The 21935-nt window shown below is 62.2% G+C and carries 13 protein-coding genes and 1 tRNA gene; 4 read left to right on the top strand and 10 right to left on the bottom strand.

All coding sequences use genetic code 11. The features are described 5' to 3' along the window. Nucleotides 1–54 precede the first annotated feature (54 nt). From prmC to argS, 8 genes are all read right to left on the bottom strand, one after another. Nucleotides 55–963, bottom strand: coding sequence for a peptide chain release factor N(5)-glutamine methyltransferase (prmC, locus tag RWL87_RS04375; protein WP_313969039.1), 909 nt, complete (start codon nucleotides 961–963; stop codon nucleotides 55–57). Nucleotides 964–1147: 184 nt separating this feature from the next. After that, nucleotides 1148–2230 (bottom strand): peptide chain release factor 1, encoded by a 1083-nt coding sequence (prfA, locus tag RWL87_RS04370; RefSeq protein WP_049337341.1) that lies wholly within the window; start codon nucleotides 2228–2230, stop codon nucleotides 1148–1150. A 142-nt stretch (nucleotides 2231–2372) separates the two neighbouring features. Continuing rightward, complete coding sequence (gene rho, locus RWL87_RS04365; protein WP_313969038.1) at nucleotides 2373–4571, bottom strand: transcription termination factor Rho; 2199 nt, start codon at nucleotides 4569–4571, stop codon at nucleotides 2373–2375. 513 nt (nucleotides 4572–5084) lie between these two features. Then, the gene (gene thrB / locus RWL87_RS04360) at nucleotides 5085–6053 is read right to left on the bottom strand and encodes a homoserine kinase (RefSeq protein WP_313969037.1); all 969 of its coding nucleotides are present in this window, start codon (nucleotides 6051–6053) and stop codon (nucleotides 5085–5087) included. Nucleotides 6054–6174: 121 nt separating this feature from the next. Beyond that, on the bottom strand, nucleotides 6175–7275 hold the full coding sequence (thrC, locus tag RWL87_RS04355) for a threonine synthase (RefSeq protein ID WP_070616551.1): 1101 nt from the start codon (nucleotides 7273–7275) through the stop codon (nucleotides 6175–6177). Between the two features lie 157 nt (nucleotides 7276–7432). Beyond that, on the bottom strand, nucleotides 7433–8722 hold the full coding sequence (locus RWL87_RS04350) for a homoserine dehydrogenase (RefSeq protein WP_049337337.1): 1290 nt from the start codon (nucleotides 8720–8722) through the stop codon (nucleotides 7433–7435). A 299-nt stretch (nucleotides 8723–9021) separates the two neighbouring features. Next, nucleotides 9022–10542 (bottom strand): diaminopimelate decarboxylase, encoded by a 1521-nt coding sequence (locus tag RWL87_RS04345; protein ID WP_313969036.1) that lies wholly within the window; start codon nucleotides 10540–10542, stop codon nucleotides 9022–9024. An 84-nt stretch (nucleotides 10543–10626) separates the two neighbouring features. Continuing rightward, the gene (gene argS, locus RWL87_RS04340) at nucleotides 10627–12291 is read right to left on the bottom strand and encodes an arginine--tRNA ligase (protein WP_313969035.1); all 1665 of its coding nucleotides are present in this window, start codon (nucleotides 12289–12291) and stop codon (nucleotides 10627–10629) included. Nucleotides 12292–12366: 75 nt separating this feature from the next. Between argS and RWL87_RS04335 the strand changes: the two genes are divergently transcribed. From RWL87_RS04335 to RWL87_RS04325, 3 genes are all read left to right on the top strand, one after another. Continuing rightward, nucleotides 12367–12440: transfer RNA gene (locus RWL87_RS04335), tRNA-Arg, on the top strand. Nucleotides 12441–12658: 218 nt separating this feature from the next. Next, complete coding sequence (locus RWL87_RS04330; RefSeq protein WP_313969034.1) at nucleotides 12659–13606, top strand: NADP-dependent oxidoreductase; 948 nt, start codon at nucleotides 12659–12661, stop codon at nucleotides 13604–13606. A gap of 14 nt (nucleotides 13607–13620) precedes the next feature. Continuing rightward, the gene (locus RWL87_RS04325; RefSeq protein WP_313969033.1) at nucleotides 13621–14817 is read left to right on the top strand and encodes an alpha/beta hydrolase; all 1197 of its coding nucleotides are present in this window, start codon (nucleotides 13621–13623) and stop codon (nucleotides 14815–14817) included. Between the two features lie 68 nt (nucleotides 14818–14885). On the opposite strand, the gene RWL87_RS04320 is transcribed toward RWL87_RS04325, so the two are convergent. Then, entirely contained in the window at nucleotides 14886–15347 is a 462-nt protein-coding gene (locus RWL87_RS04320) for a helix-turn-helix domain-containing protein (RefSeq protein WP_049354863.1), read from the bottom strand. 284 nt (nucleotides 15348–15631) lie between these two features. Between RWL87_RS04320 and hrpA the strand changes: the two genes are divergently transcribed. Continuing rightward, a complete protein-coding gene (hrpA, locus tag RWL87_RS04315) occupies nucleotides 15632–20092 on the top strand; it encodes an ATP-dependent RNA helicase HrpA (protein WP_313969032.1) in 4461 nt (1486 codons plus the stop codon). A 372-nt stretch (nucleotides 20093–20464) separates the two neighbouring features. Here the strand turns inward: hrpA and RWL87_RS04310 are convergent, their stop codons facing one another. Beyond that, nucleotides 20465–21832: a hypothetical protein gene (locus tag RWL87_RS04310; RefSeq protein ID WP_313969031.1), complete on the bottom strand. Its 1368-nt coding sequence runs from the start codon at nucleotides 21830–21832 to the stop codon at nucleotides 20465–20467. Nucleotides 21833–21935 lie beyond the last annotated feature (103 nt).

Below are 21935 nucleotides of genomic sequence, written 5' to 3'. Positions count from 1 at the left end.
GGAGGCGGACGCGTTGCCTTCACGCAGCCCGGCACGGGCGAGGTGGTGCATCTACTAGTTTAAAGGCTCTAGTGGGTGCGGTTTATAACCGACGCTATGCCGCGGGCGATTATTCAGGTCACGCACCGGGTAGCAGCCCTCAAAGCCGAGACGTGCCAAGAGTTCGGCAACGGCTTCTTCCTGGGTGTCGTCGTGCTCCATGACGAACAGGCCGCCGGGGGCTAGAAGCTCGAAGGCGCGGGTCGCGATAGCGGAGGGCATCTGCATGCCGTCCGCTCCCCCGCCGTACAGCGCCATCTCCGGGTCGTGCAGGGCGGCCTCCGGGTCGGCGGGCACGTTCGCCGACGGAATGTACGGAGGGTTGGAGAGTACCGCGTCGAAGGTTCCGGCGAGCTCGGACAGGGCGGTGAGGGCGTCCCCCTGAACCAGGTGCACGCCGAGCGGCTCCAGGTTCTTGCGGGTGTAGGGGATGGCATCTTCGGAGAGTTCCACCGCGAACACCTGCGCGTTCGGCAGTTCGCTCTTGGCTGCCGCGGCGATAGCCCCGGAGCCGGTGCACAGGTCGACGATGCGTAGCCCGCCGGTCGCCGAATCAGCGCGTGTGCTCAGCACTTTGAGGGCTTCTTCGACGAGTAGCTCCGTCTCGGGGCGGGGTACGAACACGCCCGGTCCGACTGCCAGTTCTAGGCGGTAGAAGGGAGCGGAGCCGGTGATGTGTTGTAGCGGTTCGCGGCGGGCGCGGCGGGCGACCAGCGCCTCGTACTCTGCAACCTGGTCGGGGGTGATCCGCTCCCCCATGAGCGCGGCGTGCTGTAGGCGCGAGCGTGAGCCGTCGTAGAGCAGGTGCGCTGCGAGTAGCTCGGCGTCGACGCGGGGGCTGGGCACCTGCGCCAGTGCCGCAGTGGCGCGCGTGAGTACCTGCGCGAGTTCTTCCCCGCGCGGGTCGTGCACGTTCACCTTCATGAGCTCTCCTTACGCTCTCTCAACAGCTCAAAACCTGTCACAGCATATGGCTAAGGGGCTCCACCGCCGTAGCGGCGAGCCCCTCACCAACATCTCACGTCGATTCAGCGAATCGGCAAGAGTCTATATACAGAACCTACGTCTGCACAGAACTACTTCTGTACAGGGTTACTTCTGCACGGAACTACTTCTGTTCCTGGCCCACCTGAGCGAGGCGGTGCGCCTCATCCATCTCAATAGCGGACTGAACCACAGGCTCCAGGTCACCATTCAGCACAGCGTCCAGGTTGTACGCCTTGTAGCCGGTACGGTGATCCGCAATGCGGTTCTCCGGGAAGTTGTAGGTACGGATACGCTCCGAACGGTCCATGGTACGCACCTGCGAAGCACGGTGTGCCGCGTTCTCAGCGTCAATCTGCTCCTGCTGGTGAGCCAGCAGTCGCGCACGCAGCACACGCATCGCAGCTTCACGGTTCTGCAGCTGAGACTTCTCATTCTGCATCGCCACCACAATACCGGTCGGAAGGTGGGTAATACGCACCGCCGAGTCGGTGGTGTTCACCGACTGACCACCGGGGCCCGAAGAACGGTACACGTCAATCTTCAGGTCGTTCTGGTTAATCTCGATTTCCTCGGGCTCGTCCACCTCGGGGAACACCAGAACACCAGCCGCGGAGGTGTGAATACGACCCTGAGACTCAGTCGCCGGAACACGCTGCACACGGTGCACGCCGCCCTCGTACTTCAGGTGCGCCCACACGCCCTCAGCAGGCTCATTCGAGGAACCCTTAATAGCAATCTGGGCATCCTTGTAACCGCCAACATCGGTGCTGGTCGACGAAATAATCTCAGTCTTCCAACCCTTGTTCTCAGCGTAACGCATGTACATGCGCAGCAGGTCACCAGCGAACAGAGCCGCCTCGTCACCACCGGCACCAGCCTTCACCTCAAGAATGACGTTACGGCCATCATCCGGGTCACGCGGAATCAGCAGGCGGCGCAGCTTCTCCTGAGCAACCTCCAGCTCCTCCTCCAGACCGGGAATCTCAGCCGCGAAGTCCGGATCCTCATCAGCCATCTCGCGAGCAGCCTCAAGGTCGTCCTTCAGCGAAGTGTACTTGTTGTAGGCAGTCACAATACCGGTCAGCTCCGCGTATCGGCGGCCCACACGGCGTGCCTTACCCTGGTTCGCCTGCACGGCGGGGTCCGCCAGCTGATTCTGCAGGTCAGCGTGCTCATCCAGCAGAACCTGAATAGATTCAAACATTCTGTTCTCTCTTCCATCTCCCGCACTTTACGCCGCACGGGCAGGCACTAGACAACTCGCACCCCTCACGGTGGGATGCACAAAACGAACGTCTCACGCGCCCCACCTGCAATCAGGAGGTGGGGCGCGTGAGATACGAGCCTTAGTCGACCAGACGCAGACCGTTCTTCTGAACCGTCAGAAGGAACTCCACGTTGCTTTCAGTCTTACGCAGCTGGTTGGTCAGAACGCCCAGAGCCTGCTCGGGCTCCATACCCGCCAGGGCACGGCGCAGACCCCACATAATCTTGATCTCATCCGGGGAGAGCAGGTTCTCCTCGCGGCGAGTGCCAGAAGCATTAATATCAACCGCCGGGAAGATACGCTTATCCGCCAGCTGACGGGACAGGCGCAGCTCCATGTTACCGGTGCCCTTGAACTCTTCGAAGATCACTTCGTCCATCTTCGAGCCGGTCTCAACCAGAGCGGTAGCCAGAATGGTCAGCGAGCCGCCCTCTTCAATGTTGCGGGCAGCACCGAAGAACTTCTTCGGCGGGTACAGTGCAGCAGAATCCACACCACCGGACAGGATACGACCGGAAGCGGGAGCAGCCAGGTTGTATGCGCGGCCCAGGCGGGTCATGGAGTCCAGCAGCACGACCACATCGTAGCCGAGCTCCACCATACGCTTTGCACGCTCAATAGCCAGCTCAGCAACAGTGGTGTGATCCTCAGCGGGGCGGTCGAAGGTCGAGGCAATAACCTCACCCTTGACGGTGCGCTGCATATCGGTCACTTCTTCAGGACGCTCATCCACCAGGACCATCATCAGGTACACGTCCGGGTTATTCACAGTAATCGCGTTCGCAATGGACTGCAGCATGAGGGTCTTACCCGCCTTCGGCGGGGACACGATCAGACCACGCTGGCCCTTACCGATCGGGGACACCAGGTCAACCACGCGGGTACCCAGCTTCTTCGGGGTGGTCTCCAGGCGCAGACGCTCCTTGGGGTACAGCGGAGTCAGCTTGGAGAACACGCGGCGGTTAGCTGCTTCCTCAACGCTCTGACCGTTAATCGCCTCAACCTGAACCAGTGCGTTGAAACGCTGGCGGTTGTTCGACTCGCCCTCGCGCGGCACGCGAATCGCACCGAGCACGTGGTCACCCTTACGCAGGTTGTACTTCTTCACCTGAGCCAGGGAAACGTACACGTCATTGGTGCCGGGCAGGTAGCCGGTGGTACGCACGAAAGCGTAGTTATCGAGGATGTCCAGCACACCCGAAATCGGTGCCAGCACATCGTCTTCGCTCAGGCGAGGCTCGTTCTCCTCGCGGCGGCGAGCCTGCTTCTCAGCACGCTCGGCCTGACGGTCACGCTTGGAACGGCGCTCAGTACGCTCGGCACGCTCTGCGCGTTCTGCACGCTCAGCAGCCTTACGCTCGGCACGTTCGCTACGCTCAGCATTGCGCTCTGCACGCTCAGCCTGACGGTCACGCTTGGAACGGCGCTCAGTACGCTCGCCGTCCTGGTCGCGGCGACGCTCACGGGTACGAGTACGCTTCGAGCTCTTCTCACCATCGGGGGTGCCAAAAGTCATGTCCAGGGCAGCGTTCAGGCTGTCCAGGCTAGCGGTGCCATCAGCGGTAGCAGCCTTCAGCTCAGCCGAGTTACCGGGCAGGTCAACCTGCTCCGAACGCTCACCAATACGCTCAGCAGCCAGCTCAGCGCGCACATCCAGCGGGGGAAGCTCAGCGGGCTTCTCGTCCTTACGGGTGCGGGTGCGGCGGGTACGCTTCTCCGGCTTCTCGTTATTCTCAGTCTTCTCGGACTTCTCAGCCGATGCGTCCTCACCCTCAGCGGCACGGCGAGCGCGGGCACGCTTCTGAGCGGGAGTCTCATAGCGGGAAGAACGGGTACGCTTCTCAGCCTTCTCGCTCTTCTCAGCAGCCTCAGCGGGGGCTTCAGTAGCCTCAGCGTTCTCGGTCTTCTCAGCAGCCTTCTCAGCCTTAGCCTCGGCGTCCTTCTGGGCGCGGGTGCGGCGGGTACGGCGAGGCTTAGACTCCTCAGCCTTCTCAGCAGCGGGGGCATCAGCAGATTCAGCGGTAGCCTCAGCGGGTGCTTCAGACTTGGGGGATTCAGCCTTAGGTGCTTCAGACTTGGGCGCAGTAGAAGCGGCTACGGCGCCGCCACGCTGATGCTCCTCAAGAGCCTGAACCAGCTCAGCCTTCTTCAACTTCAGGTAGCCGCGGATACCAAGCTGCTGGGCGAGGACACGCAGCTGCGCGACCTTCAAGTTTGCAAGTTCCGGTGCGGCAGCGGCCGTACCGTACTCATCGGTGACAACAATATTCTTTGCCAACTACAATTCCTTTGGTTATAAGCCCTGAAAATCTTCAGAATAAAGATCGGGCGGGCGCTATAGCGCGGTCAAAGGTTTAGACACTGCCGAAAGAAAACAGCAGTCTGCACCTTCGACTCCCTCGAACCGCGCTGGAGGCGGTTCGCGTCTCTTACCGTACCCGCTGATTCAGACACAGCGGGCACACACGGAAGATAAGGCGCTCTATCACAAATGTGGGCAAGCCCAAACCATCATCTATAAGAACCATCTGCACGAGATGAAGAGGATGGATTGGTCACTTTGAAAGGGCCCCCGCCGCGAAACCGAACCCCCAGAAAAGTCTTCCCCTATGCGTCAGAAACAAAGAAAGACGTGGATTCCAAAGGCACTCCCCCGAACCCTACCGGCTCCCACCCAGATACCAAAAGCACCTGAGGCATAAGGGGAAACGGAAGTACGTTACGAAGGATAGTATCGACGGTCTACATTGAACGACGGGCGAACCTCAACATAGGACGAACTAATAACGTCCTACTGAGTAACTATAACACCTTCAGTATCAATTTCAAGGGGAAGAACCCGCCAGTTCAGGCGGCGATCCGCGATAGCGCTGCAGGGGTGGGTCGCTTCAAACTCGGCAATCGCCTCCTGAACCTGTCGCACCTGCTCATCGCCGTGCGCAAAGGTCAAAACGGTCGGACCGGCGCCAGAAATTACCGCCGCAAAACCCTGACCGCGCAGGTACGCCACCAGCGCAGCCGACGGCTCCATCGCAGTCACGCGGTAACCCTGATGCAGGTAATCCACGGTCGCATCCATCAGGTGCTCGGGAGCATCAGAAAGAGTGCGCACCAGCAGCGCCGCACGAGCCGAGTTTGCTACTGCCTCAACGTGGGGCATCTGTGCGGGAATCAGCGAACGAGCAAGCTTCGTCGACACCTCATAATCGGGCACAGCCACCACCGGGTGAACATCAGGATGCACCGGAATAATCAGGGACTTCCAATGACCCAGCTCACCCCAAGACACCGACAGGTTGCCGTAAATCGCCGGAGCCACGTTATCCGGGTGGCCCTCCATATCGGAGGCGACCTGCAGCATCTGCTCACGGCTCAGACGGTGCTCTTCCGGCAGCAGGCCGCTCGCCGCAGCCACACCCGCCACAATAGCCGACGCCGAAGAACCCATACCGCGAGAATGCGGAATCTTATTATCAGCAATCAGCTTCACAGCAGGCAGCTCAGCCAAACCAGCCGCCGCGAAACCAGCCTTCATCGCCTGCAAAACCAGGTGGCTCTCATCGCGAGGAACATCCGCGCTGCCCTCACCGCTGAGCTCAAACTCCAGGCCAGACTCAATACGCTCAACAACCAGCTCATCATAGAAGCCAAGACCCAAACCCATGCTGTCATAGCCGGGACCCAGGTTAGCGCTCGTAGCGGGCACACGAACCTTAACGGACGCGCCCACCGGAATATCAGAAATATGCAGGGAAGACATGAGAAGAACCTCGCGATCGGTGACGTAATGAGTGAATAGGTGAAAGATACAAAAAGGGCTGTCATGCAGGTGCACCCCGCCCCGAAAACCGGGACGGAGTGCACAACGTAGTATGAATAGGCTAGTGCAAATCGAGAATATCTGCCACAGCAACCACGTCGAAGGGAGCCTTAGTCGGCTCAACCTTCACGCCGTTCACAGCCTCAAGAGCCCACTGCGGGTCCTTCAGACCGTGACCGGTCACGGTGATGACGATGGTCTTACCCTCGGGAGCTTCACCGGCGCGGTGCTTCTTCAGCAGACCCGCAACGCCAGCAGCCGAAGCCGGCTCCACGAAGACACCCTCGCGGGCAGACAGCCAGCGGTGCGCCTCCAGAATCTCCTCATCGGTGACAGCCTCAATCACGCCGCCGGACTCGTCACGAGCAGCTTCAGCCTTCTCCCACGACGCGGGGTTACCGATACGGATAGCGGTCGCAATGGTCTCAGGAGCCTCAATCGGGTGGCCAGCAACAATCGGTGCAGCGCCAGCAGCCTGGAAGCCCCACATAATCGGACGCTTGGTCGCAACCGGTTCCAGAACCTTACCGTCACGGTTGGTGTAAGGCTCCGAGTACTCCTTGTAGCCCTTCCAGTACGCAGTGATGTTACCCGCGTTGCCAACCGGCAGCAGGTGGTAATCGGGAGCGTCACCCAGGGTGTCAACAACCTCGAACGAACCGGTCTTCTGACCCTCAATACGGTAGGGGTTCACCGAGTTCACCAGGAACACCGGGTAGTTCTCACTAAGCTTGCGAGCAATCTCCAGGCAGTTGTCGAAGTTGCCGTCAATCTGAATGATGTCAGCACCGTGAGCAATCGCCTGAGACAGCTTACCCATAGAAATCTTGCCGTCCGGAACCAGCACTGCACAGCGCATACCAGCCTGCAGAGCGTACGCAGCAGCCGACGCAGAAGTGTTACCGGTCGAAGCACACACAACAGCCTTCGCACCGTCACGCTTAGCGGCGGTCATCGCGCTGGTCATACCGCGGTCCTTGAACGAACCGGTCGGGTTCATACCCTCAAACTTCAGGTACACAGTGTTACCGGTCTCAGCAGACAGTGCCGGCGCGTGAATCAGCGGGGTACCACCCTCACCCAGGGTCACAGCCTTCACATCATCTGCGAAGGGCAGACGGTCACGGTACTCATTGATAACGCCCTGCCACACGTGTGCCATTGGCTTCTCCTTCAATCTTGGCGCCCCGCCCGCCGAACCTCCCATAGGTTCGGCGCGGTAGCGGGTACGCGGGTTAGTTAGTGAGCGATGCGCCCGCAAGCAGACATCGCAGGTTTAGTGAGCGGCGCGTGCCGCACATAGATAACGCTTTTGAGCCTTAGTGCTTCTCGGACTCCACGCGGATGACCGAGTTCACCTCACGCACAGTGTCCAGAGCATCAATCACAGCAATCGCACGGCGCAGATCAGAATCCTTCGCCGAGTGAGTCACCATACGAATCTGAGCCGCGCCCTCCTTCGGGGTGGACTGGCGCAGCGAATCCACCGAAATACCGTGCTCGGCAAGGATACGGGTAATATTCGCCAGAACGCCCAGACGGTCCTCCACCAGAACACCCACCGAGTAGCGAGAAATCACGTTGTCCAGGCTAGTTGCGTGCAACTGAGCGTGAGAAGTCTCCGGAACACCGGGACCGCCCAGCACCAGGCGACGAGCCAAAGACACAAAGTCACCCAGAACAGCCGAAGCAGTCGGAGCGCCACCCGCACCGGGACCGTAGAACATCAGCTCGCCAGCGTTCTCCGCCTCAACGAACACAGCGTTGAACGCACCGTGCACACCAGCCAGCGGGTGCTGACGCGGAATCAGGGTCGGGTTCACACGAATGTTCGCGCCGTTCTCACCCTCACGCTCACAGATAGCCAGCAGCTTGATGACGTAACCATCAGCATCCGCAGCCGCAACATCATCAGCGGTGATGGAGGTAATGCCTTCAGTGTGCACATCATCGATGGTGAAGTCAGAGTGGAACGCCAGCGAAGCAACAATCGCAGCCTTCGACGCGGCATCGTGGCCCTCAACGTCAGCGGTCGGGTCAGCCTCCGCGTAGCCGAGCTTCTGAGCCTCAGCCAGTGCGTCCGCGAAGGATGCGCCGGTGGTGTCCATCTGGTCAAGGATATAGTTGGTGGTGCCGTTCATGATGCCCAGAACGCGGGTCACACGGTCACCTGCCAGGGAGTCACGCAGGGGGCGCAGAATCGGGATAGCACCCGCAACAGCAGCCTCGTAAGAGAGCTGAGCGCCGGACTCATCAGCGGCAGCCTGCAACTCCACACCGTGCTTAGCCAGCAGCGCCTTGTTACCGGAGACCACGGACTTACCCGCCTTCAGAGCACGCAGAATGCGGGTGCGCGCCGGCTCAATACCGCCGGTCAGCTCGATGACCACATCCGCCGCATCGATCAGGGATTCAGCGTCGGTAGTGTACAGCGAGGGGTCCGCATTCCAGTGGCGGGATGCATTAGTATCGCGCACAGCAATACCGATCAACTCCACGGGGGCGCCAATGCGCTTCTCAAGGACGGCGTTATCCTCGACCAGGATGCGAGCAGCCTGGGAACCGACATTACCGGCACCAAGCAGTGCTACTTTGATCTTTTCAGCCACGATAGTCTCTTTCTACGGTCTGTTCCGGGTTCGCCCCGGTATATCTTCGGGCTAGGCGTGGATGCGGTGCAGAGCACGCACTCAACAACCACTTTATCAAGAGCCGGGGACGGCTCAGCAGCCTCAAGCTGCGACTTTTACTCTCTGAGATGAGGTATCCCTCACAGTGATGAGGTGAACCTTATTGTCTGCAGACTTTTGAACACGCAAAACCGTGAAGCCCCGCCTACAACCGCCGCCTCGCGGCGTGTACGGCTGAGACGGGAACTTCACGGTTTCATAGCATCTGGGGCGGAACTTTAGATATCCGAGCCCATATCCAGCGCCAGCATATCTTCCTCGCGCTGGCGGCGAATCATCACGCGCGAAGGCTGACCCTCAGCGGTCGCAATCACCGGCGGGCGGGTCAGGAAGTTGTAGTTCGACCCCAGCACGTAGCAGTACGCGCCCGTCGCCGGAACCGCCAGAATATCGCCCGCCTGCAGGTCCGCCGGCAGGTAGCAGTAGCGCACCACCACATCGCCGGATTCGCAGTGCTTACCCACCACGCGGCAGAGCACCTGCTCCCCCGCCGGGGTGCGGTTCGCCAGGGTTGCCGAGTAGTCCGATTCGTACAGCACCGGGCGGGCGTTATCGCTCATGCCGCCGTCCACCGAGACGTAACGGCGCACGCGAATCTCGCCGTTTTCGTCCTCAATGCTCACGTTCTTGATGGTGCCGACCGTGTACAGGGTCGCACCCGAAGGACCAGAAATCGAACGGCCCGGCTCGAACGACATGTGCGGAATCGCCATGCCCAGACGCTCGCAGGTCGCCGCGACGGAAGCCGCAATCGACTCGGTCACCTCGGTAATGGAACGGGGGTGATCCGCCTCGGTGTAGCCGATACCGTAACCGCCTCCCAGATCCAGCTCCGGCAGGATCACACCCAGCTCGCGGTTGAGGCGGTTCATGAACTCTAGGGCGGTGGTTGCCGCCTGTTCGAAGCCCTCCGCCTCAAAAATCTGCGAACCGATGTGGCAGTGAATACCGCGAAAATCCAGGGAGTCGGTCGCGTTCAGGATTGCCGCCGCCAGCGCGGCGTAGGAGTCGGAGGCCTCCACGCCCCAGTGCTCCAGCTCTGCCTCCTCCAGGCCTGCGAGCGCAGCGGTACCGGGTTGCAGGGACATACCGAACTTCTGGTCCTCGTGCGCGGTCGCAATGGACTCGTGGGTCGAGGCATGCACACCGGGGGTGATGCGAATCAGCACCGGAACCGGGGCGTAAGGCTCCTCGCCCTCCGCCACACGCTCGGCGGCAAGCTCGGCGTACACCCGCTCAATGAGCTTGAGCTCATCCACCGAATCGACCACCACGCGGCCCAGGCCGTTACGGATCGCGCGGGCAATCTCAGCCTCCGACTTGTTATTACCGTGCAGGGCGATGTTCGCGCCCGGCACCTGCGCGCGCAGAGCCAACGCCAGCTCACCACCGGAGGCGGTATCCAGGTACAGCCCCTCCTCGGTCGCCCAGCGCGCTACAGCGGTGGATAGGAAGGACTTGCCGGCGTAGTAGACGCTCACCTTCGCACCGTGCGTGGCGAAAGCCTGCTCAAAAGCGGTGCGGTAGGCGCGGGCGCGGGCGCGGAAGGTCGTCTCGGAGAAGACGTACTGCGGGGTTTCGTGCTCATCAACCAGGTCGCTGACGGTCACGCCATCAATGCAGAGCTCACCCTGCTCATTGCGGGTGAAGGAATCAGTCCAGATGGTGCGGGACAGGGCTTCGGGGTGCTCGGGGTAGGTGAGCCATTCGGGGGCGTAGAGGGCGCGGGCTTCGCTCATCGTGTCTCTTTCTTAGCTATCTTTGTGGGCATACGTTCAACCCCCGCCCCGGTAGCACCGGGTCGGGGGTTGAATCGAGGGGTATTACATGCGCTCGGGTGCGCTCACACCCAGCAGGTTCAGGCCGTTCGCCAGCACCTGCTGTGCCGCGTTATTCAGCAGCAGGCGGGTGCGGTGCAGGTCGGTGACCTCTTCATCCGCCTTGGGGGCCACGCGGGAGACGCCGTACCAGCTGTGGTACGCCGAAGCGAGCTGCTCCAGGTAGCGGTTCACGCGGTGCGGCTCGTAGAACTTCGCGGCGTCACGCACGGCAGCGGGGAACTGGCCGAGTACAGCCAGCAGCTCACCGTCAGCAGCCGAGTCGAGCAGGGAGGTGTCCACGCCGTCCTCGACCTTCACGCCAGCCTCCGCGGCGTTGCGTGCCACAGCGGCGGTACGTGCGTGAGCGTACTGCACATAGTAGACCGGGTTCTCGTTGCTCTTGGAGGTCAGCAGGCCCAGGTCAATGTCGATGGGGGTGTCCACCGAGTAGCGGGTCAGCTCGTAGCGAGCCGCGTCAACGCCCACAGCCTCGACCAGGTCCTCAAGGGTGACCACGGTGCCGGCACGCTTGGACATGCGGACAGGCTTGCCGTCCTTGACCAGGTTCACCAGCTGACCAATCATGACCTCAATCTGGTCGGCGCGGTAGCCGAGAATCTGGGCGATAGCCTTCAGACGGCCCACGTAGCCGTTGTGGTCCGCACCGAGCATGTAAATCGCCACGTCGGCGGGGTTCTTGGCGCGGGTCATCTTGTCCTGGTAGTAGGCGATATCGCCCGCCACGTAGGCGTGGTTGCCGTCAGACTTGATGACCACGCGGTCCTTATCGTCGCCGTAGTCGGTGGTGCGCATCCACCACGCGCCGTCAGCCTCGAAGAGCTGACCGTTCTCGCGCATGGTCTCAAGCAGGGCGTCCACCTTGCCGCCTTCGAACACGGAGTTCTCGTGGAAGAACACGTCGAAGTGGGTGCCGAATGCCGCCAGGGACTCCTTAATCTGATCGAACATCAGGTGAGTACCGATTTCGCGGAAAATCTCTTCGGGGTTCTCAGCATCAAGCGCGTCGGGGCGCTGAGCCAGAATCTGGTCCTTAATGTCGACAATGTACGCGCCGGCGTAGCCGTCCTCGGGGGTCTCCTCACCGCGGGCAGCGGCAATCAGGGAGCGCACGAAACGGTCAATCTGGGTGCCGTGGTCGTTGAAGTAGTACTCGCGCACGACGTTAGCACCCTCAGCCTCAAGGACGCGGGCGAGCGCATCACCGACGGCTGCCCAGCGGGTGCCGCCCAGGTGGATGGGGCCGGTCGGGTTCGCGGACACGAACTCAAGGTTAATGGTCTTACCGGCGAACTTGTCGCTACGGCCGTATGCTTCGCCAGCCTCAACGATGGTGGCGGCAAGCTCACCAGCTGCGGCGGCGTCCAGGGTGATGTTCAGGAAGCCGGGGCCAGCAATGTCAACGGATGCAACACCGGGGATGGCACCAATCTTCTCTGCCAGAAGAGCTGCTGCCTCACGCGGGTTCTTGCCCACCTTCTTGGCGAGCTGCAGAGCGACGTTGGTTGCCCAGTCACCGTGTTCGCGGGACTTGGGGCGCTCCACTCGGACGGCGGGCAGTTCAGCGCCCTCCACGAGGGTCAGCTGGCCGGAGGAAATGGTTTCTTCAAGGGCAAGCGCAATGGCTTCAGAGAGTTCTTCAGGAGTCATAACAAACTATTCTAGCAAGCATTGGCGGGTGCCTGACCGTATTATCTAGCGCATATCTGATACCATGGTGGGGTTGCCTCTGTAGCTCAGCGGATTAGAGCACCAGTTTCCGGTACTGGGGGTCGAAGGTTCGAATCCTTTCAGGGGCACGATGTTCTTATTCGAGAGGGAACACGGGAGCCGATACTCGCACAGCGGGTGTCGGCTCCTTTTTATATACCCGGTGCACAATTCCGGGCAGAACCACCAGAGCGTGGACACTACCCGCCGCCCTGTTGTGGCAACGCTCGCACCCTTGAGAGAATGGGGAACGCGCACACTGTTCAACTCAACCCGAACTTTAAGCCACGACAGCGGAGGTAAACCCGTGACCACCATGCGCCAGATTCAGCTCACCGAATGGGGCGACGAAAACGTTCTGCACGAAGCAAACGTGCCCATCCCCTCGCCGGTGCGCGGTCACGTGCTCATCAAGACGGTTGCCGCCGGTGTGAACCCGATTGACCTGACCACCCGCAAGGGTCTGGGTCCCGCCGCTCAGCTCGCTGACCCGTCGTACAAACCCTTTGTGCCCGGCTGGGATGTTGCCGGCACCGTGGTTGCCACCGCTGGCGACCACACGGGTTTCAAGGTGGGCGACGGTGTATTTGGTCTGGTGTCTTTCCCCGCCCCCGCAGGTGCGTACGCCGAGTATGTGCTTGCCCCGGCGCACCAGCTGGTGAAGGTGCCCGCCGATGTTCCCTGCGCACAGTTGGGTGGCGCTCCCCTGGCGGCACTGACCGCATACCAGGCGCTCTTTGAGGTGGCGCGTCTGAAGGAAGGCGAGCGCGTGCTCATTCACGCCGGTGCCGGAGGCGTCGGCCACCTCGCTGTTCAGCTGGCGGCGCATGCTGGCGCTCAGGTCTTTGCGACCGCCTCCGAGGCGAACCACGAGTTTGTGCGCTCGCTGGGCGCCCAGCCCATTGATTACCGCACCGAGGATTTCCGTGCCGTACTGGGCCAGACCATGGACGTGGTGCTCAATTCCACCGGCAAGCAGACCTTCCTCGATTCACTGGAGGTGCTGGTCCCCGGCGGCCGTATTGTTACTCTAACCAGCCCCGACCCGCTGGATGTGGCGCGTGAGCGCGGCTTTGAGGCGCAGTGGCTGACGGTTCACCCGGACCGTGTGCAGATGCAGGAGATTGCCCGCCTCATGTCCCTGGGTCTGCTGAAGGTGCACGTGGATCAGGTACTTGATTTCTCGCAGGCTGCGCAGGCTCACGCCCTGGTGGCGACGGGGCGCACCCGCGGCAAGATCGTGCTGGTTCCCTAGCGCGGAGCTGATTTATGCAGACTTCTGAGGGCATGTCGAACGCTGAGAGCGCGCCGAAGGTGGCGGGCGCGCTGACCCATGAGGGCGCACCGACCGTTGAGAGCACACCCACCGTTGAGAGTACCGAGTACCGCTCCGGTTTTTACCGCGAGGCGGGCTTTTACGATGCCCACTCACTACCCGACTACGGCGCGCAATCGCCGGTAACTCGCGAGGCGTTCGCCTACGATTTCTTCCCCGCAACCGGGGATATCTCCTCCCCCGCGCCGCTGCTGGTGTGGGTTCACGGCGGTGCCTGGCGCTTCGGCACCAACCAGGCACTACGAGACACCGTCCTGCGCACCTCTGACGGGGAGCAGCCCAACACCCAGGCACTCATGCGCGCCACTTTTCAGCAGGCAGGCTGGGCGGTTGCGTCCATCAACTACCGGTATTCGCATCAGGCGCTCTTCCCCGGTGCCCTGCACGATGTGAAGGAGGCGGTGCGTTTCTTCCGCGCCCACGCGCACGAGTTCGGCATTGACCCGCAGCGCATTGCGGTAGCGGGCGGAAGTGCCGGCGGGCACCTGAGCATGATGGTTGCGCATACGGGAGATTCCGCCGTTGAGAATTCCGCCGCCGAAAATCATGGGAGCGCCCCCGAACACAACGAATACTTTGAAGGCAGGGCGGCAAGCGCCTACCCGTCCCATGGTTCGCAGGTGGCTGCGGGGGCGTCGTTTTACGGGGTCAGCGATTTGAGGACCATCTTCACCGATCGCCCTCTGGCTGGCTACGCCCTCGACCATCCCGAAGATGACGGGGCTGAATGGCGACTGTTGGGAAGCACCTACCCGATCCCCGCAGACATGTCTACTATCGATGCTTCCACGGGTGAGCGGGCGGTTCCGGGTGTATCTCTTGAGCGCGCCCAAAAGAACTGGGAGCGTGCGCATCCTATTGATGCGGTACGCCCCCAGAAACGAGTGAATAAGATCGAAGGTGCCTCTGCACAGGGAGCCAGCGGCGATGCCACTCCCCTGATGCTCGTGCACGGTATTAGCGATTCGTGTGTGCCGTACCAGCAATCGGTGCGGGTGTATCAGGCGCTGCGCACGCGGCAGGTGCCTACCGATTTGGTGCTGGTTCCGGATGCCGAACACGGGGATTCGCGCTGTTTTAGCCCCGATATTGTTCAGCAGATGCTGCGATTCTTCAACCGCGTTGTATAGCTCAACCGCGCTATCTAAACCTGTCCGGTCTGAGTGGTTGATCAGAAAGTAATCGACCAGATGCGGGTTTAGCGAACGCGGCGGTTCACGTATTCGTGCTCGAGGCGGTAACGTTCGAGGTCGTCAAATGCAACGCGACGGTGCGTGTTAATGCGCTCGAACGGAATATCTCCGCGCTCCAGCAGACGAACAACGGTCGGGCGGGATACACCCAGGTAGTCTGCCGCCTCCTGCGTGGTCATGAGGCGGTCCTGGCGAACCACGCAGACATCCTTGCGGTCGGCGAATGCGCGCGCTACGGAGGTGAGGGGTCCGTACATTTCGGGGGAAATCTGTACGCGCTCGCCGTCGCCGGTGACCAGGTAGAGGGTTTCTTCGGCGCTGAGGCGGTCGAAGTGGGTGCGCAGACTCGCGTGAACGAGGGCTTGGAAGAGTTCTTCGCAGCGGTGGTGAATTTCTTCGTGCTGTCCGTCTTCGCAGCAATCCAACACTGCAGCACGCGTTGCCGGGTACGTCTTTGGTGATGGCATAGTCACTCCTTCGTTACTGTGTTATTCACCACTGTAGCAGTTGAACGAAACTATCGAAAGAAAGTTAAGATGCGCAGTTAATTCGCATCTGCGGTACCTAAAATATAAATGAATAATTATTAACTCTTTAGATAACATTTGATGCTATTTATTGTATCTTAACTGTTCACCCGGGGTCAGTATTCCGCCGCCGCGTACTCCGGGCACCCGCGAACAAACCCAAATATGACAAACAAAGCACAGCTCAAGCCCACCGTGGGCAAGGCGAGTACACTGGATAGGATATGTCTGAGCAGAAATCCACGAAGAAACACGCAGATACTTCCAAGTCCCAGCGCCCCTCCTCGGCGAAGCCCCGCACCGCCCCCACCATGGCGAGCATGGCAGCCGCAATCCACGCGGCAAAGGTACGATCCTCCGAAAAGACCGCTGAAAAAACCGCAGATAAAACTACTGAGAACAACGCGGTAAAAAACGGCGCCCCGAAGAAGGGTGCGCAGAAGAACAGCGCCTCCCGCTCCAACCGACGCGGAGGCGGCACCAACCGCGCCCGCAAGCAGGGCAACCAGCAGGGCGGCAACAACGGTAACCAGCAGCAGAACCGCCCCGCCCCGCGCCGCTACGAGCCGCTCATTCCCGAGGTCATCACCTACCCCGAAGAGCTGCCCGTCAGCGAACGCCGCGAAGACATCATGAACGCGATCCGTGACAACCAGGTCGTCATCATCGCGGGTGAAACAGGCTCCGGTAAGACCACCCAGATTCCCAAAATGTGCCTCGACCTGGGCCTGGGCGAGAAGGGCCTTATCGGCCACACCCAGCCGCGCCGCCTAGCCGCGCGTTCCGTCGCCGAACGCATCGCCGAAGAACTCGGCCAGAAAATCGGCGAAACCGTCGGCTACCAGGTGCGATTCACCTCCGAGGTCGGCGAACACAGCGCCATCAAGCTCATGACCGACGGCATTCTGCTCGCCGAAATTCAGAACGACAAGCTGCTGCGCCGCTACTCCACCCTCATCATTGACGAGGCGCACGAACGCAGCCTGAACATTGACTTCATCCTCGGCTACCTCAAGCGCATCCTGCCGCAGCGCCCGGATCTGAAGGTCATTATTACCTCCGCGACCATCGACCCGGAACGTTTCGCGCGCCACTTCTCCCCCAGCTACGTGCCGGGCAAGGGTATCGTTGACGAAAACCTCAGCGCCGAAGAACGCGAAATCGCCGAAGCGATCCTGCCCGACGACGCGCCGCCCATCATTGAGGTCTCCGGCCGAACCTACCCCGTGGAAATCCGCTACCGCCCGCTCGACGAGGAAGATTACCTCAGCGACGACGAAATCGAAGACGACCACGACCCCACCGACGGCATCCTCGACGCCATCAAGGAACTCTCCAAGGAAGCGCCCGGCGACATCCTCATCTTCTTCTCCGGCGAGCGCGAAATCCGCGACGCCAAGGACGCCATCGAGGCGATGGTCGCCAAGTCCCCGCGCCTGAACTACGAGGTGCTGCCCCTGTACGCGCGTCTCTCCCTCGCCGAGCAGCACCGCGTGTTCTCCCCCGGTTCCCGCCCGCGCATCGTGCTCGCCACGAACGTTGCCGAAACCTCGCTGACCGTGCCCGGCATCAAGTACGTCATCGACACCGGCACCGCGCGCATCTCGCGTTACTCGGCACGCACCAAGGTGCAGCGTCTGCCCATCGAACGCATCTCGCAGGCAAGCGCCAACCAGCGTTCCGGTCGATGCGGCCGCGTCAGCGACGGTATCGCAATCCGCCTCTACTCCGAGGAAGACTTCAACTCGCGCCCCGAGTTCACCGACCCCGAAATTCTGCGCACCAACCTCGCCGCCGTCATCCTGCAGATGATTGCCATCGGCGTGGTCCGCGAACCCGGTGACATCTCCCGCTTCCCGTTCGTACAGCCGCCCGCATCCCGCGCCATCAACGACGGCGTGAACCTGCTGCGCGAACTCGGCGCGCTCACCGAACGCACCCGCCGCAAGGGACGAGGCGGTAACAACAGCGCAACCCTCACCGCCATCGGCCGAGCCATGGCGGCATTCCCCGTGGACCCGCGTCTGGCCCGCATGATCATCGAGGGCGGCCGCCGCAACTGCGCCAAGGAAATGATGGTGCTCGCCGCCGCCCTGACCATCCAGGACCCGCGCGAACGCCCCGCCGACGTGCGCGCAGAAGCCGACGCCATGCACGCCCGCTTCGTCGACGACACCTCCGACTTCTCCTCCTTCCTGCTGCTCTGGGACTACATCAACGAGCAGCAGGCGGCGCTCTCCTCCTCGCAGCTGCGCAAGATGTGCCACCGCGAGTTCATCAACTACCTGCGCATCCGCGAGTGGCAGGACCTCTTCGCCCAGCTGCGCGAAATGGGCCGAACCGCCAACATTCATGCCAGCGGCGGCCGCGATATTAACGCCTCCGCGCACGAAGTCGACATCCACAAGAGCCTGCTCACCGGCCTGCTCTCGCACGTGGGCGTCAAGGAAGAACGCGAAAAGGACTCCAAGGGACGCACCCGCGGCCCCCGCGAATACCTCGGCGCACGCGGCACCAAGTTCGCGATTTTCCCCGGTTCCGGCCTGTTCAAGAAGGGCCCCGACTGGGTGCTCTCCGCCGAACTCGTCGAAACCTCCCGCCTGTGGGCGCGCACCAACGCCGCCATCGAACCGCAGTGGATCGAAGAGGTCGGCAAGCACCTCATCAGCGTGCAATACTCCGAACCGCACTGGTCCCTCAGCTCCGGCGCGGCCGTCGCCTACGCCAAGGGCACGCTCTTCGGCCTGACCATCTACGCCGACCGCCCCGTGCAGTACGCCCGCGTGGACGCCGCCGCGGCCCGCGAAATCTTCATTCAGTCCGCCCTCGTCGAAGGCCAGTGGCACACCCAGCACAAGTTCTACCTGCGCAACCAACGCGCCCTCGCCGAGGTCGAAGAGCTTGAGGCACGCCTGCGCCGCCGCGACCTGCGCGTGGACGACTCCGTGCTCTTCGCCTTCTACGATGCCCGCATCCCCGCCCACGTGACGGATGTGCGCGCCTTCGACAAGTGGTGGAAGCAGGCACGCCTCGAAGACGACAACTTCCTGGACTTCAACCCAGAGAAGCTCATCAACGAGGAAGCCGCCGACTACGACGACTCCCAGTTCCCGCGCCAGTGGGTGCAGCGCACCGACAGCGGCGAACTCACCCTGGACCTGCGCTACGAATACGCCCCCACCGCCGGTGTGGGAGGCGCCCGCACCGAAGCCGCCAAGCGCGACGGCGTGGCCGTGCAGGTGCCGATCCTCTTCCTCAACCAGCTGAGCCCCGAACCGTTCCGCTGGCAGATTCCCGGCCTGCGCCACGAGCTCGTGACCGCGCTCATCAAGTCGCTGCCCAAGGCGATTCGACGCAACTTCGTGCCCGCGCCCGACGTGGCGCGCGCCGCCTGCGCCGCCCTCGAGGAAGACTACTCCCCCGCAACCGACGAGCTGCTCCCCTCCCTCGCGCTCGTGCTGCGCCGTCTACGCGGCGTGGTCGTCGAACCCGAAGCCTTCAACTGGGACGCCGTGCCCGAGCACCTAAAGATGGGCTTCCAGGTGCGCAACGCACGCAACAAAATCCTGGGCGAAGGCAAGGACCTGCGCGCCCTACAGCAGCAGCTCCACAAGGAGATTCGCGGCGCCCTCGCCGACTCGCTCGGCGCGTCCGACGAGGCCATGGCGAAAATGGTGGCGCTCGCCCAGGGTGGTTCTGGCAGCTCCGACAACTCGGGCGGCTCGGCAACTTCTGCCAGGAAGAGCGCGAAGAACCCGGGTGCCCCTGCCAACGCGGATGCATCCGGCGGAGTGCGCGAAATCAGCGGCCTCACCGAATTCCCTGCCAACCTCTTCCCCAACGGAGAAATCCCCCGCAAGGTACAGCGCATCATCGCAACCCAGGCAGTCAACGGCTACCCCGCCCTCGTAGACGAAGAAACCAGCGTGGGACTGCGCATCTTCCCCACCGAAGCCGAACAGCTCCACGCGCAGCGCCGCGGCATCATCCGCCTGCTGCAGCTGCAGGTGCCCTCGCCCGTGCGCTACGTGAGCGAACACCTCTCCCACAAGGAGAAAATCGTCTTCACGCAGAACCCGCACGGCTCCATCGACGAGCTCATTCGCGACTGCACCGTCGCGGCACTCGACCACCTCGTGCCGCACACGCCCATCTTCACGCACGCCGAATACAGCGAACTCTACGAGCACGTGCGCGCCGAACTCATCGAGACGGTCTTCGACGTCACCAAGCTCGTCGCCGAAATCCTCTCCGAAGCCACCGCGCTGAAGAAGGCAATCAAGAAGGCAACCTCGCTGACGACCATGCACGCCGTCTCCGACGTGAAGGCACAGATGGAAAACCTGGTCTACCCCGGATTCGTCGCACAAACCGGATACGACCAGCTGGTTCACCTGCCGCGCTATCTCAAGGCCGCCCAGGTGCGCCTGACCAAGCTCGGCCCGAACCTGCACCGCGACAACCAGCTCATGCTCACCGTGCAAGATCTGGAAGACTCCTACGATAACGCGGTCAAGTCGCTGCCGGCTGGCACCATCGTTCCGGATGCGCTCCGCCGCGTGAACTGGATGATTGAGGAGCTGCGCGTCAGCTTCTTCGCCCAGGAGCTCGGCACCGCCTACACGGTCTCTGAGAAGCGCATTGCGAAGGCTCAGCGTGAGGCGCTGGACGCTATCAAGCGTTAGATTGTGAGCTTGCGGGTTGTCTGCGGCTTGCGCGGATGGCGGTGTTCGTCCTCGCTCCTACAGGGGCACCCGCCCTCGCAGAGCTCGGGCACCCTGATGTCGCTACGGACGACACCGTCTTTCCGCGGTAGGTTCCCGGCTCAGCTTGCGCTGTGAACAGCAAAGAGCCCCCACACGATTACCTCGTGTGGGGGCTCTTTGCTTGTGTTGCAGGTGTAGCCGTGTTTTCCGGAAGCGCCCTCAGGGTGTCACACGGACGCTCTCCGCAGCGAAGCAAGGAGGGGCGGAGCGTCCGGGTGACGGGTGCCCCTGCGTAGGCGCGGAGGAAACATGCGGCGCACCGCCTCTCAGCCAACTCAGCGTAAGAAACGGTTAGGCAGCCGCCTCGCAGAAGGTTACCGTCACGGAGCCGTTACCGCGCTCGCGCATCCACTGCGGCGCGTTCTCAGCCGAAACGATGGAGCCATCAGTCACGGACGGGGCGATGTACGAGCCGCCCGCGCCACCAGCGCCACCCTGCATCGTGTAGCCGAGGCCCTGACGCACACCGGTCGGGCTGTTCAGCCACTTCTGGGTCAGCACAATCGAGGAGACGGACTGCGCCGCGCCGGAACCGCCGCCGCCGTAGCCTGCGCCGCCGCCGCCGGACACCACGGACTGGTAGCCGTTGAAGTTCTGTGCGTACGCGCCCTCGTCGTTGTAGACGTCCAGGTCCCAGCTGCGGTCCTCGTAGGTGCCCTTCTCATGCACGCTGGCGGGGTTCTCGTCGAGCTGGTAGGAGTATGCGCCCGCACCGTCGCCGCCGTTGCCTGCGAAGCCGTTGGTGCCCGCGTTACCGGCAACGAACTGGCTGAACAGAACCTGGTTGTTGGTGGTCTCAAAGCCGATGATGGGGCCGCTTGCCGGCAGGGTGCCTGCCGCGCCACCTGCACCGCCTACGCCCGCTGCGCCGCCGAAACCGGAGTTGTAGGTCAGCACCTTGGAGTGTTCAGCCTTGTAGATTTCGTAGCCGGGAGTGCCGTTGGAGCCTGCCGCTGCGGAGGCGCTACCCGCCGCGTCGAACTGCGGGGACGCGTCCGAGCCGAGGGCCGCCACGCCTGCGTCGATCTGGCCGTCGAGGTTGGAGTACCAGGGGTCCGCGTAGGACACGCCGGAGCTGGTCATGCCCGCGCCGCCACCGCCGCCTGCAACCGCTACCACGGTGCCGTCGATGAGCAGTGCGGAGGAGCCGCCACCGGATGCGGCGTAGACCTGGCTCTTGGAGTTTGCCGGGTCAGCGTACTTTGCGTCGACCTGCGCGGTGACGTTGGCGGGGATGGTGTAGGCGGGTACGGAGCCGCCGTTGCCGTAGCCTTCACCGCCGGCGGTGGGGGTGAGGGAGCCGTCGCCGATACCGCCTGCCGCGGCGATGATCTGCACGGTGGAGCCGGGGGTGACAGGGATGATGCCGGTGACCTTCGCGCCGGAGCCCGCCGGGGTCATACGGTTGTTGGTGCCACCCGCGCCGCCAACCAGTTCGAAGCGGAGCTTGTAGACGTTATTGGGAACGGCGAAGCTCTGCACGGTCTTGGCGCCTTCGTCGGTGCCGGAGATGCTGTACGCCGGGTTTGCCGCCAGGATGCAGTCGTTGGTGGCGGCGACGGATGCCGCGTAGGAGGGGATGGTTGCCGAGGCTGCGACGACCGGTGCCGCCCAGGCTGCGCCAGCGACGAGCTTGCGGCGGGTCAGGGAAGTAGACATGGTATGCCCTTTATTCAGGTGGGGTGATGTGTTTGCGGCGCGACTTTATTTGAAACCAGGCGAGCCTCGATTTGCTTGCTGTGGAAAGAAAATCAACGCCGAG

Source organism: uncultured Rothia sp. (genome assembly GCF_963555405.1).
In the GTDB taxonomy this organism is placed as follows: Bacteria; Actinomycetota; Actinomycetes; order Actinomycetales; family Micrococcaceae; genus Rothia.
The sequence above is the reverse complement of the archived record's forward strand: the minus strand, read 5'-3'. Positions and strand labels throughout refer to the sequence as shown.

Coding starts and splice junctions, on each gene's coding strand:
- thrB (WP_313969037.1), bottom strand. CDS start 6,053: ATGTCTTCCCTGCATATTTCTGATATTCCGGTGGGCGCGTCCGTTAAG.
- RWL87_RS04320 (WP_049354863.1), bottom strand. CDS start 15,347: ATGCCATCACCAAAGACGTACCCGGCAACGCGTGCTGCAGTGTTGGAT.
- RWL87_RS04345 (WP_313969036.1), bottom strand. CDS start 10,542: ATGAGCGAAGCCCGCGCCCTCTACGCCCCCGAATGGCTCACCTACCCC.
- prfA (WP_049337341.1), bottom strand. CDS start 2,230: ATGTTTGAATCTATTCAGGTTCTGCTGGATGAGCACGCTGACCTGCAG.
- RWL87_RS04325 (WP_313969033.1), top strand. CDS start 13,621: ATGCAGACTTCTGAGGGCATGTCGAACGCTGAGAGCGCGCCGAAGGTG.
- hrpA (WP_313969032.1), top strand. CDS start 15,632: ATGTCTGAGCAGAAATCCACGAAGAAACACGCAGATACTTCCAAGTCC.
- thrC (WP_070616551.1), bottom strand. CDS start 7,275: ATGGCACACGTGTGGCAGGGCGTTATCAATGAGTACCGTGACCGTCTG.
- prmC (WP_313969039.1), bottom strand. CDS start 963: ATGAAGGTGAACGTGCACGACCCGCGCGGGGAAGAACTCGCGCAGGTA.
- RWL87_RS04310 (WP_313969031.1), bottom strand. CDS start 21,832: ATGTCTACTTCCCTGACCCGCCGCAAGCTCGTCGCTGGCGCAGCCTGG.
- argS (WP_313969035.1), bottom strand. CDS start 12,291: ATGACTCCTGAAGAACTCTCTGAAGCCATTGCGCTTGCCCTTGAAGAA.